Origin of the sequence: Duganella fentianensis (assembly GCF_964031615.1) — a bacterium.
GTDB lineage: Bacteria > Pseudomonadota > Gammaproteobacteria > Burkholderiales > Burkholderiaceae_D > Rugamonas > Rugamonas fentianensis_A.
This window is the reverse complement of the sequence record NZ_CAXIQN010000013.1, coordinates 1-14,889: the sequence shown is the minus strand read 5'-3', so window position 1 is coordinate 14,889 and position 14,889 is coordinate 1. Positions and strand designations below refer to the sequence as shown.

Sequence of the window (14,889 nt, the reverse complement as noted above, 5' to 3'; positions counted from 1 at the left end):
TTCGCAGCGGAGGCGGTAAAATAGAAGGCGGCGACCTGTTTCGTAGCAAAATGGCACGAAAATGCGCAAAAAAGCAGCGCAACAAGCCGGTAAGACCGCTATTTTAGCAAAATGCCTAGCGCCACAGCCGTTTTTAACTATCTAAATCACACTCCATGCCATTTCCCCTCACGCTAGAGCAAAAGCAAACAGCATTCTGGCTCGCGGTCTGGGCGGCATTTTTCTTCCTGCTGGTGACGCTGGGCCCCATTCTGACGCCCTTCCTCGCCGCTGCCATTTTCGCTTATGCGCTCAATCCCGGCGTCGATGCGCTGCACCGGCTGCGCCTGCACCGCTGGCAACTGCCACGCGCACTGGCGGTGGTGCTGGTGATGCTGCTGTTTTTCGCCGCGCTGACGGCGCTGGTGCTGATCGTGGTGCCCGTGCTGCAAAAGGAGATCCCCCTGATGCAGGCGCAGATCCCCGCGTTTCTAGCCAAGATCAACGATCTGCTAGGCCCGCGCCTGCAGGAACTGGGCGTGAAAATCCGCCTCGATAGCACCGGCATAAAAAAACTGGTGTCGCAGCAGATGGCCACCAGCGGCGATGAAATCTGGAGCGCCGCACTGAATTCGGCCCGTACGGGCGGCACGGCGGTACTGGGCTGGCTGGCCACACTGGTGCTGATCCCCGTGGTGCTGTTCTACCTGCTGCTGGACTGGCACGCCATGCTGGCGCGCATCGCCGCCTGCGTGCCGCGCCGCTGGATAGGCGCTACCGTGGCCATGGCCGAGGAAGTCGATGCCCTACTGGCGCAATATCTGCGCGGCCAGCTGCTGGTGATGCTGGTACTGGCCGTGTACTACTCGGCGGCGCTGGGCATTGCCGGTTTCGAAGTGGCGCTACCAGTGGGGATTATCACCGGTCTGCTGGTGTTCATTCCTTACCTCGGTTTCGGTCTGGGGCTGGTACTGGCGCTGATATCGGCCGTGCTGCAGTTTAATGACCTCAGTGGCATGGTGGCCGTGGCCATCATCTACGGCGCCGGTCAGGTCATCGAAGGTTTCTTCCTCACGCCGCGTCTAGTGGGCGAGCGTATCGGCCTCAATCCGCTGGCCGTGATCTTTGCCCTGATGGCCTTCGGCCAGCTATTCGGCTTCGTCGGCGTGCTGCTGGCATTGCCCGCTTCGGCCATCCTGATGGTGGCCTTTAAACACCTGCGCAGCCACTATCTGCGTAGCAGCTTCTATAATGCGTAACGTGGAACAGAAAAACGTTATGCAAATGATCACATTCAGGCGGGCGCCATGAAGCAGCTGGTGCTCGATTTAGGCGCGGACCCGGTGCACAGCCTCAGTGCCTTCGAGGTAGGACAGAACGCCGAAGCGGTGGCGCTGCTGGGGCAGTTTGCCGACCGCAGCGCACGCGAGCATTTCGCCTACCTGTGGGGTAACGAGGGCGTGGGCAAGAGCCACCTGCTCAAGGCGCTGGCCAGCGCCGGCAGCGAGGCGGACCAGCTGCGCGCGCGCTATATCTCGCCGTTTTCGATCGAGTCCGAATTCGTCTATTCGCCCGAGGTCGACCTGTATCTGCTGGACGACTGCGAAAAACTCTCGCCGCTGGCGCAGATCGACGCTTTCGCCTTGTTCAACGAAATCCGCGCCAATTCTGCCTACATGGTGTGCAGCGGCGCGGTGGCACCAGCCGTGCTGCCCGTGCGTGAAGACCTGCGTACCCGCATGGGCTGGGGCCTGATCTATCAGGTGCACGGCCTGACCGATGACGAAAAGGCCGCTGCTCTCACAGCAGCAGCCAGTGCCCGTGGCTTGACCCTGTCGCCGGGCGTGATACCCTATTTGCTGTCGCACTTCCAGCGTGACATGCGGTCACTCTCGACCATGCTCGACTCGCTGGACCAGTATTCCCTACAAACCCAACGCCCGATCACCCTGCCCTTGTTGCGCGAGTGGTTGCAGGCGGAAGCCCAAGCATGATGAATCTCGCTTTATTTGACCTCGACCATACCCTGTTGCCTATCGACTCCGACTACGAGTGGGGCCAGTTCCTCGTGCGCATAGGCGCAGTCGATGCGGCCGAATTCGCCCGCCGTAACGATGCCTTCTTCGCCCAGTATCAGGCTGGTACGCTCGATCCGGTCGAATATCTGGAGTTCTCGCTCGGCACACTGGCCAGCTTCCCGCGCGAGCGCCTGGCCGCCATGCAGGAGCAATACATGAACGAAGTGATCCTGCCGGCGATCCGTCCGAGCGCACTGGCGCTGCTGCAGAAGCACCGCGATGCGGGCGATCTGGTGGCCATCGTCACGGCCACCAACCAGTTTGTCACCAGCCCTATCGCCAAGGCGCTCGGCGTGGAGCACCTGATCGCTGCCGTGCCGGAAACCGATAGCGAGGGCAAGCTGACGGGCAAGCTGCTCGGCACACCCACCCAGGGCGCGGGCAAAGTCACCCACACCAAAGCATGGCTGGCCAACATGGGCAAGCAGCTGGAAGACTTCGGTACGGTGCACTTCTACAGCGATTCGCATAACGACCTCCCGCTGATGTCCATCGTCAGCCATCCGGTCGCCACCAATCCGAACGCCAAACTCAAACAGCACGCCGCCGAACATGGCTGGCCACATATCGACCTATTCAATGATTAAGAAACTGATCCGCAAAATCCTCGGCACCAAGAGCAAGGCCGAACGCGATACCAGCGCCCCCGTGGTGCTGGGGCCGGACGCCCATGGTATCGATCCGCGTCTGCTGTCCAACAACGCCGTGCGCGTCACCAGCACGCTGCAGGAAGCCGGCTTCGAAGCCTTTGTGGTGGGCGGCGCCGTGCGCGACCTGCTACTGGGCGTGAAGCCGAAAGACTTCGACATCGCCACCAACGCCACGCCGGAGCAGGTGCGCAAGCTTTTCCGCCGCGCCTTCATCATCGGCAAGCGCTTCCAGATCGTGCACGTGATGTTCGGTCAGGATCTGCTGGAAGTGACCACCTTCCGTGGCACCAGCTCGGACAATGCACCGAAAGACGAACATGGCCGCGTGCTGCGCGATAACACCTTCGGCAGTCAGGCCGAAGATGCGGCACGGCGCGATTTCACCATCAACGCCATGTACTACAACCCGGCCAACCAGCAGGTGCTCGATTACCACGGCGGTATCGCCGACATCCGCGCCAAAACGCTGCGCATCATCGGCCAGCCGGAAACCCGCTACCGCGAAGACCCCGTGCGCATGCTGCGCGTGGTGCGTTTCGCCGCCAAACTGAAATTCGAGATCGAGCCGCATACGGGCGCACCGATCAAGGTGATGGCACCGCTGATTAACAACGTGCCAGCTGCGCGCATCTTCGACGAAATGCTCAAGCTGCTGATGAGCGGCCATGCGCTGGCCTGCCTGCAGCAACTGCGCACGCAGGGCCTGCACCACGGCCTGCTGCCGCTGCTGGACGTGGTACTGGAGCAGCCACTGGGCGCCAAGTTCGTCACGCTGGCACTGGATTCCACCGACGCCCGCATCCACGCTGGCAAGACCGCTTCGCCGGGCTTCCTGTTTGCGTCGCTACTGTGGCATCAGGTACTGGAAAAATGGGAAGCCTACCGCGCAGCGGGCGAGCAGACCATCCCTGCGCTGCATCTGGCCGCCGACGATGTGCTTGAATCGCAGACGGAAAAACTGGCCCTGCAACGCAAGATCGGTTCCGACATGCGCGACATCTGGGCCATGCAGCCGCGCTTCGAGCGTCGCGTCGGCAAAGCCCCGTACAAGCTGCTGGAACACCTGCGCTTCCGCGCCGGCTACGACTTCCTGCTGCTGCGCTGTGCTTCGGGTGAAATCGACGCAGAGATCGGCGAATGGTGGACCGCCTTCTACGAGGGCGACGAGGCCGAGCGCGAACAACTGATCACGGCCGCCAGCCAGCCGGCTGGCAGCGGCGGCGCCAAACGCAAACGCGGCCCCCGTCGCGGTGGCCGTAACCGTTCCGGCAAAGGTGGCGGCGAAGGTGGTGAAGGCGGCAGCAATGCTGGTGCTAACGATGCCAGCCACGGCGAGCACGATTAAGCTGCTGCAGCATCATGAGTATCCATAACATGGCCGAACAGGGCGGCCTGCCCTTCGCCATTGCCTACATCGGTATAGGCGCCAATCTGGGCGACGCGCGCGCGCAGGTGGAAGATGCCTTGCGCCGCCTGCAGGCCCTGTCCGGCTGCACGCTGATGGCCGCGTCCTCGCTATACCGCACCGCGCCCATCGATGCGGGTGGCGACGATTACATCAACGCCGTGGCCCGCATCAGCACCACGCTGGGCGCCGCCGAATTATTAAGCGCTCTGCACGGCATCGAACAGGCCCACGGCCGCGAGCGCCCATATCGCAACGCGCCGCGCACGCTGGACCTCGATCTGCTGCTGTACGCCGATGCCCGCATCGATACGCCCACACTGACGGTGCCGCACCCGCGTATTACCGAGCGGGCCTTTGTACTGGTGCCGCTGCTGGAACTGGCACCGGCCATCCATATTCCCGGTCTCGGCGCAGCACAGGATTACGCTGCGGCCGTAACCGATCAGCGCATAGACCAGATCACCTGATCTCTTGACTTTACAGCGCGCGATAGCAGTTAGGACTACACTATCGCGGTCAGCACATCTTTAAAGGATTACCATGTCTGCTTACCTGCAAGGAAACGAAATGGCTGCAAGCCAGAAGCCTGCTGCCAGCGCGACGCCTGCACCGGCCAAAACGGCGGCCGTCAAAGCGATCACCGGTCCGGCGCTGGCACAACTGCGTGCCAATGGCGAGAAGATCACCATGCTGACCTGCTACGACGCCAGCTTTGCCGCCCTGATGGATCGCTGCGGCGTCGAAGTGCTGCTGATCGGCGATTCGCTGGGCATGGTCTGCAATGGTCACAGCTCCACCCTGCCTGTCACGGTCGAGGAAGTGGCCTACCATACGGCAGCGGTAGCACGCGGCAGCAAATCTGCACTGGTGCTGGCCGATATGCCGTTCGGTAGCTATGCTACCCCGCAGGCGGCGTTCGACAATGCCGTAAAACTGATGCGCGCGGGCGCCCACATGGTCAAACTGGAAGGCGGCGCATGGCTGGCCGAAACGGTACGCTTCCTCACCGAACGTTCGGTTCCTGTCTGCGCCCACCTCGGCCTGACGCCGCAATCGGTGCACCAGCTGGGCGGCTACAAGGTACAGGGCAAAACGCTGGAAAGCGCCGACCTGCTGAAAGCCGACGCACTGGCGCTGCAGGCGGCCGGTGCCACGCTGCTGGTACTGGAAGCCATCCCTTCCGCACTGGGCAAGGAGACCACCGACCTGCTGGCCATTCCTACCATCGGCATCGGTGCCGGTCCGGATTGCTCCGGTCAGGTGCTGGTGATGCACGATCTGCTGGGCGTATTCCCCGGCCGCAAAGCGCGTTTCGTGAAAAACTTCATGGACGGCCAGACCAGCATCGATGCGGCCATCAGCGCCTACGTCAGCGCCGTCAAGGACGGCAGCTTCCCTGCGCTGGAACACTGCTTCTAAGCCGCCACTCTAAGGCACTGCTGTATGGGCGGCGTGCGTAAGCCGTCGCCTGCTACAGCAAGGCCTGCACACATTCCCCGAACGCCGCCACCAGCCGCTGCACGTCGTCCGCCGTCGTCGACGGGCACACCAGCAGCATGTTGTGGAACGGCGTAATCAGCAGCCCACGGTTAAGCAGATACAGGTGAATGATGTGTTCCAGTTCGCTATCAAGTATGGCCTGCGCCTGCGTGCCATTCACTGGCGGCACAGGACAGAACTGGAACTCCGTGCGCGCGCCCACCTGCGTCACACACCACGGCAGACCGTGTCGCGCAATCACGCCACGCAGGCCATCGGCTAACTGTGCCGCCAGCGCAAACATATAGTCATAGGCCGCAGGCGTCATCACCTGTTCCAGATTGGCGCGCATGGCGGCCATGGCAAACATGTTCGCGCTCAGCGTCGTGCCCACGCCGGAATGCCCTGCCGGTGCAGTTCGTTTAGCCTGCTCTACCCGTGCCGCCAGCGCCGCCGTCATGCCATACACGGCGCACGGTATGCCACCGCCGACCGGCTTGCCCACTACCAGCGCATCGGCCGCAATGCCATGCACACGCGCATAGCCACCGGGCCCGCTGCTGATGGTATGGGTTTCATCGATTACCAGCAGGCTGCCATGGCGGCGAATGATGTCCTGTGCCGCCTCCCAATAGCCGGGCTGCGGTAGCACCATGCCGATATTCGTCATCACGGGTTCGGCCAGTACGCAGGCCACATCACCCTTAGCCAGCGCAGCTTCCAGCGCCGCCAGATCGTTAAACTCCACCACCAGCGTCTGCTCGGTCAGCGTATAGACCTGTCCCAGCAGACTGTCGCGCTGGGTCGGCACGCCATCCACCAGATCGACAAACACATCGTCCACCGTGCCGTGATAGCAGCCGTTAAACACCAGTATCTTGCTGCGTCCCGTGGCCGCACGCAGCCAGCGCAGCACGAAGCGGTTGGCATCCGATGCAGACAGGGCAAATTGCCAGTACGGCAGTCCGAAGCGGCGTGCCAGTTCGGCAGCCACGGGCGCCGCATCTTCCGATGGCAGCATGGCCGTGTAGCCGCGTGCCGACTGGCGCGCAATCGCTTGCGCTACGGCCGGCGGCGCATGGCCGAACATGGCACCCGTATCGCCGAGACAGAAATCGGTGTACTCATGGCCGTCTGCATCGCGGAAGCGCGCGCCATTAGCTTCGGCCACAGTCAATGCAAACGGCGTTGACCAGTCGTTCATCCAGTGCATGGGCACACCGAACAGCATGTGCTGTCCGGCCTGCTGTGCCAGGCCTGCCGAGATGGGATTGCGCGCCACATAGCTGGCGCGTTCGCTGACGGCCAGCGCCTGCGCGCGCTGCCAGTTCAGACCTGTGCGGGGTGTGTGCATGGCGCTCTCCTCACACCAGCAGCATCAGATGTTCGCGTTCCCACGAACTGATCACGCGGCTGTAGGTAGCAAACTCCAGTTCCTTGACCTCGCAGAAAGCCTGTACGAACAGCTCGCCCAATATTTCGCTGAGCGGCTTGCACTCGCGCAGACGCATGATGGCGTCTTCCAGATTGCGCGGTAACTGGTCGTGCACATGCTCGGCACTGCCGTAGGTAGGATCGGACGGCTGCAAGCCTTCCAGCATGCCCAGATAGCCGCAGGCCAGCGTAGCCGCCATGGCCAGATACGGATTCACATCCACCCCGGGCACGCGGTTCTCCACGCGCCGGTTGCGCGGATTCGAGTTCGGCACACGGATGCCGCAGGTGCGGTTGTCATAGCCCCAGTGCACATTGGTCGGCGCCGACATGAAGCGCGACAGACGACGATAGGAATTTACATGCGGCGCCAGCAGCAAGGTAGCCGCCGAAGTATAGCGCTCCAGCCCCGCGATATAGTTGAAGAACAGCGGACTGGCTTCGCCCGTCTCCGTCGTGAAGATGTTGTTGCCATCCTTATCCAGCACGCTCTGGTGTATGTGCATGGCGCTGCCCGGTTCCGTCTCCATGGGCTTGGCCATGAAGGTGGCGAAGATGCCGTGACGTAGCGCCGTTTCGCGCACGGCACGCTTGAACAGGAACACGCGGTCAGCCAGTTCCAGCGCTTCGCCATGGGTAAAGTTGATTTCCATCTGCCCTGCACCGGCTTCGTGGATCAGTGTTTCCACGCCCAGATCATGCTGCTTGCAGAAGGTGGACAGTTCGAGGAAGAAGGGATCGAAATCATTCACCGCGTCGATAGAATACGACTGGCGGCCCGACTCCGGCTTGCCGCTGCGGCCCAGTGGTGGTGCCAGCGGTTCATGCGGGTTGCTGCTGCGCGCGACCAGATAGAATTCCATCTCGGGCGCCACCACAGGCTGCCAGCCGCGCGCCGCATACAGCGCCAGCACACGGCGCAGCACGGCCCGTGGCGACAGGCCGACGGGCGAGCCGTCAAAATTCTGGCAGTCGTGAATCACCAGCGCCACATTCTCGGCCGCCCACGGCACCTGCCGCAACGTGGCCAGATCAGGCTTGCAGATCATGTCGGGATCAGTCGCCCCTACATACGGCATGTTGTTAGGCTGTTCGCCATTCACCGTATTCAGCAACACGCTCTTGGGCAAACGCATTTCGCCTTCGCTCAGGAACAGGTCCTTGGGGAGTATTTTTCCGCGTGCGATGCCGGTCATGTCAGCTATCACACACTCTACTTCGTGAATATTACGTTCACGCAGAAAATCCATCATGACCTGCTCCATTTTACGTCTCCCGTCGTTACATCAATTAGTTACATCAAATCTTTAATCCTGTGATACAGCATGCCTAGTACGAGGGCCGGAGTGCGCAGCGCGGCGCCGCCGGGGAAGTTGTGGTGGCGCAGACGCGCCAGTAAATCAAAGCGGCTGGCCTGCCCTGCTATCGCCTGCGCAGCGAGCTGGCCAGCCATGCCTGTCAGCGCCAGTCCGTGGCCGGAGAAGCCCTGCAGGTAGTAGATATTCGGATCGAGCCGGCCAAAGTCAGGCCCGCGATTCATGGTGATGTCTACAAAGCCGCCCCACGCATACGGCACGGCCAGATCGGATAGCTGGGGGAACACCGCCAGCATGCGCTGGCGCATGGAGCCGGCCAGATTCAGCGGCGTCGCCCCGCTATAGCTCACGCGCCCACCGAACAGCATGCGGTGGTCAGCCGTGGGACGGAAGTAGTCGAGCACGAAATTGGTATCGCACACGGCAGCGCGGTGGCGTATCAGTTCTGCCGCCCGTTCCGGCGCCATCTGTTCGGTGGCGATGATGTAAGTCCCCACCGGCATGATGCGCGGTGCCAGTTCTGGTGCTACCGCTTTGCCATACTCATTCAGGTACACATTGCCGGCCATGACCACGAAGTCACAGGTCACGCTGCCCTGCTCCGTATGCACCACGGGGCGGTTGGCGCGGTGCACCTTGTGCACTGGCGAGTTCTCATAAATCTGCACACCGGCTGCACGCGCCGCCGCTGCTAGCCCCAGCGTATATTTAAGCGGATGCAGATGGCCGGACTGCGGGTCATACACACCCGAGTGAAAACGGTCGCTGGCAATCCAGTTGCCCACATCGGCCGGCGCAATCGGCTGCACGGCATAGCCATAGCGCTGCATCAGCTGCTCGCTATAGCCGGCCAGTTCGCGCGCCTTGCGCGCATTCACGGCCAGACTCATATAGCCGGGCACAAAGTCGCAATCAATCTGGTGGTCGGCAATCCGCTGGCGTACCAGTGCCAGCGCATCCACCGTCACCTGCCACGCTTCGCGCGCAGACGCCGCATCGAGTTGCGACTCGATGGCGTCATCACTGGCATAGCCGGCGATTAGCTGCCCGCCATTACGGCCCGATGCGCCCCAGCCTACCGTCTTGGCCTCCAGCAGCGCCACCGTAAAGCCGCGCTGACGCAGTTCCAGCGCGGCGGAAAGTCCCGCCAGACCGGCGCCCACCACGCAGACATCGGCGCGAATGGCACCTTTTAGCGATGCTTCAGGCGTGGGTCGGGAGACGCTAGCCTCGTAATAAGAGTTCTGCGTCAGGTGCACTTCTCTTTTCAGGAGCATGTCAGTATCGATCCAGATATCGGGCGGTTTCCCACGCACTCACGTGCTGGCAGTATTCCAGCCATTCCGCCTGCTTTAGCGAGGTAAATTCCTTGACCAGACTGGTGCCCAGCGCATCGGCCAGCACCGTATCAGCCTTGAGCGCAGCCACGGCTGCCCCCAGATTCTGCGGCAGCATCTGCAGCCCCAGTTCGGCGCGCTGTGCGGCCGACATTTCATACACATCAGCATTGACGGGCGCACTGGCCGGCAGATGGTTTTCGATCCCGTCGAGTCCTGCGGCAATCACACCGGCCAGCGCCAGATAGGGATTGGCCGAGCTATCAGGCAGACGCCATTCGATGCGCTGATACACCACCCGCGCCACCACCGTGCGGTTATTCTCGCCGTAGCCGATAAACGCTGGCGCCCAGCTTGTGCCGGACAGCGATTCGCCGCACATCAGACGCTTGTAGGAGTTCACCGTCGGCGCGCACAGTGCCGTCAGCGCTGGCGCGTGGCGCAGCAGCCCCGCCATGAACTGATAGGCCAGCGGCGACAGGCCCAGCCCATGCTCGCCCTGTTCCGCCTCGCCGGCGCCCAGTGCGAACAGGGGCTTGCCACTGGCGTCAGCCAGCGACAGGTGAAAATGCAGACCGCTACCGGGACGGTCGGCAAACGGCTTGGGCATCATGGAAAACAGCATGCCCTGTTCTTCCGCCAGATGATGTGCGGCCATCTTGAACAGCATGAAGTTATCGGCCGCCTTGAGCGCATCGGCGTAACGGTAGTTGACCTCGAACTGGCCGGTGGCATCTTCGTGATCGATCTGGAATACACCAAGTCCGCACTGATCCAAGCCGGTGCTAAGCTGATCGAGGAAGTCGCGCTTGCGCATCAGGCTCTTGCTATCGTACGAAGGCTTTTCCAGCGTATCGCCGGCCTCCGCATCGTAGCCCTTGGCGCCTTTCTCCAGCAGGAAAAATTCCGGCTCCAGACCGGCGTTCAGGGTCCAGCCATATTGCGCCAGCCGCGCTACCTGCTTGCGCAGCACCTGCCGCGGGCAGGCATCGAATGCTTCCCCCGCCACATAGCCATCCAGCGCCACCCGCGCATAGCCGGGCATCCACGGCATAGGCTGCAGTGTAGCCAGATCGGCACGGCCATAGTACTCGGAACGAGCGCCATTACGCGGCAGCCCAGTACCCCAGATCGACGGCCCCGAAAAGCCTGCACCGGGCGCAACGATATCGGACAGATAGGCCAGCGGTATCAGCTTGCCTTTGGCTGCGCCATGGATATCTGTGAACTGGGCGAAGACATATTTGATGCCTTGCGCGGCCAGCTCGCGCTGCTGCTCGGTGACGGAACGGGTAGTCGATGTGGTGCGATTCATGGGAACTCTCAGCCGATCTGTATCCAGGTGGTTTTCAGTTCGGTATATTTATCGAAGGCGTGCAGCGACTTGTCGCGGCCATTGCCGGACTGCTTGTAGCCGCCGAACGGTACGGTGATGTCGTCGCCGTCGTACTGGTTGACGTGTACCGTACCAGCACGCAGCGCACGCGCCGTCTGGATGGCTTTCGACAAATCGGCCGTCCACACGGCCGCCTGCAGGCCGTAGGAAGTGGCATTGGCCTGTTTGATAGCGTCCTGCAGATCAGTAAAGCTGAGCACCGACAGCACCGGGCCGAAGATTTCTTCTCTAGCGATTTTCATCTCGCTATTCACGCCGTCAAACAGGGTAGGCTCGACGAAGTAGCCGCCGCTGGCCGTACGCGACTGCTGGCCGCCCGACAGCAGACGGGCGCCATCGGCCTTGCCCGCTTCGATATAACCGAGCACCGTCTTCATCTGGGTCGCATCGACGATCGCGCCCATCACGGTCGCTTCATCGAGCGGATCGCCGGGCTGATAGCTAGGCATCATCGCCAGTGCCTTCTCGATGAACTGATCTTTGATAGAGGCTTCCACGAACAGGCGCGAAGGTGCATTGCAGCTTTCGCCCTGATTGAAATAGATCGAACCGATGGCCGCTGCCACGGCCGCATCCAGATCGGGACAGTCGGCGCAGACGATGTTGGCCGATTTCCCGCCCAGTTCCGTCCATGCCCGCTTCAGGTTGGACTGGCCAGCCATCTGCATGATCTGTTTGCCCACCTTGGTAGAACCGGTAAAGCCTATGCAATCCACATCCATGTGCAGCGCCAGCGCCGCACCGGCCTCGTGGCCATAACCGGGCAGCACATTGAATACGCCGGCAGGGATACCTGCTTCCAGCGCAATGTCTGCCAGCCGCAGCGCCGTCAGCGGCGATTTTTCCGAAGGCTTGAGCACCACGCTATTGCCTGCTGCCAGCGCCGGCGCGATCTTCCATGCCGCCATGATCATCGGGTAATTCCACGGCACGATGGCGGCTACCACGCCCACCGGCTCGCGCGTAATCAGCGCCAGACTACTATCAGCCGTCGGGGCGATTTCGTCATACACCTTGTCGATCGCTTCGCCATACCAGCGCAGACAGTTGGCAGTGGCGCCCACGTCCACGCTCTGGCTGTACTTGATGGGCTTACCCATATCCAGCGTTTCCAGCAGCGCCAGTTCGGCACCGTGCTGCTGCACCAGATCGGCAAATTTGATCAGCACGCGCTTGCGCTGTGCCGGCGATTTGCCAGCCCAGCGCCGGTCTTCGAATGCGGCGCGCGCCGCGGCGACGGCAACATCAACATCGGCAGCATCGCAGCGTGCCACCATACCCAGCTTGCGTCCATCTATCGGCGATAGATTTTCAAACTGCTGTCCGGCCACAGCCCATACCCGCTGGCCGCCGATTACGGCGCGGCCATCGATTGCCAGTTGTGCTGCACGCTCATGCCACGATGTTGCTGTCATCTTCGCCTCCACTACTCTCTTTTTTAGAAACTGACCACCGTCGAAACACCCAGCACGTGGTTGTCTTTGCGGTAGTTTTCATCAAACGTCTTGAATACATTGCCGGACGAACGGTCGTAGCGATATTCGCCCTTCAGATTCACACCGGGCATCAGCGCATAGTTCACGCCCAGCGACAGCGCGTAGCGGCGGGTGCCCTGCGTCGGATCGGAAACCACCCAGCTGCTGCCATCAAACATCATGCTGGAACCGAATCCGTTGCGGCCGTCCGGGCAATTGGCATCGGCACCGGTAGTGTCCTGACATACTCCGCCGAAGGTCGAACCGAATACGCCACCGCCATTGCCGCGATTGTTGATGTAGTCGAAGCGCGCAATGGTTTCGAAGCGTGGCGTGACCTTGTAAGCAGCCAGACCGGATAAGCCGAACCAGTGGGTGCCATTGCCGCTAAAGGCGTTGTACTCGGTAGCCTTCTGGCGGCCATACGAGAGCTGACCCTGCACGCTCCAGTCGCCACGGTTGAAGTAGCCATCCACCTCCATCAGGTCGAGGCGGCCAAACTGGTCATGATCATCAAAGCCGGCGTGGATGCCGGAGAAGCCGAAGCCATTAAATTCGCCGCGCGCGTAGTCAACCCGATAGAACAGGCCCGGAGTCTGACGCTTGCCCGTATCGATGCGCGAACGGTTCAGATTACCCATCATGACTTTGGTATCCCACGGGCCGTTGACGAACTCCATACCGGCACCCGTGTAGAAGTTAGCCGCGGAGAAGTCGAACAGCAGATTGTGGGTAATCAGCTTATTCTGGTTCGATGGAATCATCTCGTAACCCGTCCAGTCAGCCCACTGACCGGCGATGAGTCGCGTATTCAGGTCACCCAGCGGCACCACCAGCGTGGCTTCATGCACCAGATTGCCGAAGTTGTAGCCAGCGCCGGCGCTCTTACTTGGCATCATGCTGACTTTGACTTTGGTGCCACCTTCCAGTTCCTTCTCGAAGTTCAGCATGCCGCTGCCGAAGAAGGTGTTGTCGTAGCCGAAGGTCTCGGTCGAGCCGTTGACTGCGCTGTTATTGTTCAGGAAGACGAAGCTCGAGGTCTTCGCATTGCGGTTGTACATATAGGTCGGATCAACGTAGCCGGAAATCTTCACACCCTTGAAGCCATTGGCTTCGGTGGCGTCTTCCATGGCCTCGGTCTTGATACGGATGCGATTGAACTCGGCGGGATCGACGCCGTTATCGGCCGCCTGCGCTACCTTGGCGCTCACTTCGGCAGCCTGCGTGCTGGCCTGTGCCGCCTGAGAGCTGGCCTGCACTGCCTGCGTGCTAGCCTGCTGGGCCTGTGCGCCGGTCTTCTCGATCAGGGCTTCCAGCCGCTTGACCTGATTCTTCAGCGCTTCGAGTTCGGCCTTCAGTTCCTTGTTGGTCTGCGCGCCAGCAATGGCTGGGTAAGCAACGGCCAGAGCCAGTACGACTTTCTTCAGTATGTGCATAGCTACTCCTTATGATTGTTGTTAGCGTTACTCGTTATCTGCTTTGAAGGCAGCGGAAATCTGTTTCTGCCGCAGGCGCTCGGCACGCGCCATGTACAAACTCGAAGCAACCACACCGATGGAAACTACCAATATCGTTAATGCTGCGACGGCGTTCACACGCGGATCGAGGCCCAGACGGGCACGCGAGAAGATCACGATCGGCATGGTGGACGAGCCGGGGCCGGACAGGAAGGCCGACAGCACCACATCGTCGAGCGACAGGGTGAACGTCAGCAGCCATGCCGAACCGAGTGCCTGCGTAATGTTCGGCAGCGTGACGAGGAAGAACACCTGATGCGGCTTGCAGCCCAAATCCATGGCCGCTTCTTCCAGCGATTTGCTCATCTCCTGCAGACGCGATTGCACCACCACCGCCGCATAGGCCATGCCCAGCAGCGTGTGCCCCAGCCAGATGGTGGTGAGGCCGCGCTCAGGGAAGCCGAACAGCTTCTGTACCGACACCAGCATCAGCAGCAACGACAGACCGATAATCACTTCCGGCATCACCAGCGGTGCGCTGACCATGCCGGAGAACAGTGTGCGGCCATAGAAGCGCTGATAGCGGTTCAGCACAAAGGCTGCAAACGTACCCAGTACCACGGACGCGCAGGCGGTCAGTACGGCGATGCGGATCGACAGCCAGAAGCCGCCGATGATCTCCGTATCGTTCAGCAGTTCCGTGTACCAGCGCGTCGAGAAGCCGCTCCAGATCATGTCCTGACGCGAGCTGTTAAACGAGAATACGACCAGTACGATAATCGGCAGGTAAAGGAACAGATAGCCCATCGACAGCCAGCCGCGCCCGAACCAGCGCTGTAACCAGTTTCCACTCATTAGCGGGCCTCCTGTTCGGCTTTGT

The 14,889-nt window shown here is 61.3% G+C and carries 13 protein-coding genes; 6 read left to right on the top strand and 7 right to left on the bottom strand.

All coding sequences use genetic code 11. The features are described from left to right. The first annotated feature begins 155 nt into the window (after positions 1-155). The 6 genes from ABNT42_RS08095 to panB all read left to right on the top strand — a co-directional run bounded on the left by ABNT42_RS08095 (position 156) and on the right by panB (position 5,534). Positions 156-1,238 (top strand): AI-2E family transporter, encoded by a 1,083-nt coding sequence (locus ABNT42_RS08095; RefSeq protein WP_348696177.1) that lies wholly within the window; start codon positions 156-158, stop codon positions 1,236-1,238. A gap of 48 nt (positions 1,239-1,286) precedes the next feature. Beyond that, a complete protein-coding gene (gene hda / locus ABNT42_RS08090; protein WP_348696176.1) occupies positions 1,287-1,973 on the top strand; it encodes a DnaA regulatory inactivator Hda in 687 nt (228 codons plus the stop codon). Beyond that, on the top strand, positions 1,973-2,644 hold the full coding sequence (locus ABNT42_RS08085; RefSeq protein ID WP_348696483.1) for an HAD family hydrolase: 672 nt from the start codon (positions 1,973-1,975) through the stop codon (positions 2,642-2,644). Before hda ends, ABNT42_RS08085 begins: the two co-directional genes overlap by 1 nt. Then, positions 2,637-4,052, top strand: coding sequence for a polynucleotide adenylyltransferase PcnB (gene pcnB / locus ABNT42_RS08080; protein ID WP_348696175.1), 1,416 nt, complete (start codon positions 2,637-2,639; stop codon positions 4,050-4,052). Before ABNT42_RS08085 ends, pcnB begins: the two co-directional genes overlap by 8 nt. A 14-nt stretch (positions 4,053-4,066) precedes the next feature. Next, positions 4,067-4,582, top strand: a complete 516-nt coding sequence (gene folK / locus ABNT42_RS08075) for a 2-amino-4-hydroxy-6-hydroxymethyldihydropteridine diphosphokinase (RefSeq protein ID WP_348696174.1) — start codon at positions 4,067-4,069, stop codon at positions 4,580-4,582. A gap of 100 nt (positions 4,583-4,682) precedes the next feature. Continuing rightward, entirely contained in the window at positions 4,683-5,534 is an 852-nt protein-coding gene (gene panB / locus ABNT42_RS08070) for a 3-methyl-2-oxobutanoate hydroxymethyltransferase (protein WP_348696173.1), read from the top strand. A 52-nt stretch (positions 5,535-5,586) separates the two neighbouring features. On the opposite strand, the gene ABNT42_RS08065 is transcribed toward panB, so the two are convergent. Genes ABNT42_RS08065 through ABNT42_RS08035 form a run of 7 tightly spaced genes read right to left on the bottom strand, consistent with a single transcriptional unit; the run spans position 5,587 to position 14,864 of the window. After that, positions 5,587-6,948 (bottom strand): aspartate aminotransferase family protein, encoded by a 1,362-nt coding sequence (locus tag ABNT42_RS08065; RefSeq protein ID WP_348696172.1) that lies wholly within the window; start codon positions 6,946-6,948, stop codon positions 5,587-5,589. Positions 6,949-6,958: 10 nt separating this feature from the next. Beyond that, the gene (locus ABNT42_RS08060; protein ID WP_348696171.1) at positions 6,959-8,293 is read right to left on the bottom strand and encodes a glutamine synthetase family protein; all 1,335 of its coding nucleotides are present in this window, start codon (positions 8,291-8,293) and stop codon (positions 6,959-6,961) included. Between the two features lie 29 nt (positions 8,294-8,322). Continuing rightward, a complete protein-coding gene (locus ABNT42_RS08055; protein ID WP_348696170.1) occupies positions 8,323-9,621 on the bottom strand; it encodes an FAD-binding oxidoreductase in 1,299 nt (432 codons plus the stop codon). 1 nt (position 9,622) lies between these two features. Further along, entirely contained in the window at positions 9,623-10,996 is a 1,374-nt protein-coding gene (gene glnT / locus ABNT42_RS08050) for a type III glutamate--ammonia ligase (protein ID WP_348696169.1), read from the bottom strand. 8 nt (positions 10,997-11,004) lie between these two features. Beyond that, a complete protein-coding gene (locus ABNT42_RS08045) occupies positions 11,005-12,492 on the bottom strand; it encodes an aldehyde dehydrogenase (RefSeq protein ID WP_348696168.1) in 1,488 nt (495 codons plus the stop codon). Between the two features lie 23 nt (positions 12,493-12,515). After that, positions 12,516-13,988 (bottom strand): DUF3138 family protein, encoded by a 1,473-nt coding sequence (locus ABNT42_RS08040; RefSeq protein WP_348696167.1) that lies wholly within the window; start codon positions 13,986-13,988, stop codon positions 12,516-12,518. 27 nt (positions 13,989-14,015) lie between these two features. After that, a complete protein-coding gene (locus ABNT42_RS08035; protein ID WP_348696166.1) occupies positions 14,016-14,864 on the bottom strand; it encodes an ABC transporter permease subunit in 849 nt (282 codons plus the stop codon). Between the last annotated feature and the right edge of the window lie 25 nt (positions 14,865-14,889).

Coding starts and splice junctions, on each gene's coding strand:
- ABNT42_RS08045 (WP_348696168.1), bottom strand. CDS start 12,492: ATGACAGCAACATCGTGGCATGAGCGTGCAGCACAACTGGCAATCGAT.
- pcnB (WP_348696175.1), top strand. CDS start 2,637: ATGATTAAGAAACTGATCCGCAAAATCCTCGGCACCAAGAGCAAGGCC.
- ABNT42_RS08035 (WP_348696166.1), bottom strand. CDS start 14,864: ATGAGTGGAAACTGGTTACAGCGCTGGTTCGGGCGCGGCTGGCTGTCG.
- glnT (WP_348696169.1), bottom strand. CDS start 10,996: ATGAATCGCACCACATCGACTACCCGTTCCGTCACCGAGCAGCAGCGC.
- hda (WP_348696176.1), top strand. CDS start 1,287: ATGAAGCAGCTGGTGCTCGATTTAGGCGCGGACCCGGTGCACAGCCTC.
- ABNT42_RS08055 (WP_348696170.1), bottom strand. CDS start 9,621: ATGCTCCTGAAAAGAGAAGTGCACCTGACGCAGAACTCTTATTACGAG.
- ABNT42_RS08060 (WP_348696171.1), bottom strand. CDS start 8,293: ATGGAGCAGGTCATGATGGATTTTCTGCGTGAACGTAATATTCACGAA.
- panB (WP_348696173.1), top strand. CDS start 4,683: ATGGCTGCAAGCCAGAAGCCTGCTGCCAGCGCGACGCCTGCACCGGCC.
- ABNT42_RS08065 (WP_348696172.1), bottom strand. CDS start 6,948: ATGCACACACCCCGCACAGGTCTGAACTGGCAGCGCGCGCAGGCGCTG.
- ABNT42_RS08085 (WP_348696483.1), top strand. CDS start 1,973: ATGAATCTCGCTTTATTTGACCTCGACCATACCCTGTTGCCTATCGAC.
- ABNT42_RS08095 (WP_348696177.1), top strand. CDS start 156: ATGCCATTTCCCCTCACGCTAGAGCAAAAGCAAACAGCATTCTGGCTC.
- ABNT42_RS08040 (WP_348696167.1), bottom strand. CDS start 13,988: ATGCACATACTGAAGAAAGTCGTACTGGCTCTGGCCGTTGCTTACCCA.
- folK (WP_348696174.1), top strand. CDS start 4,067: ATGAGTATCCATAACATGGCCGAACAGGGCGGCCTGCCCTTCGCCATT.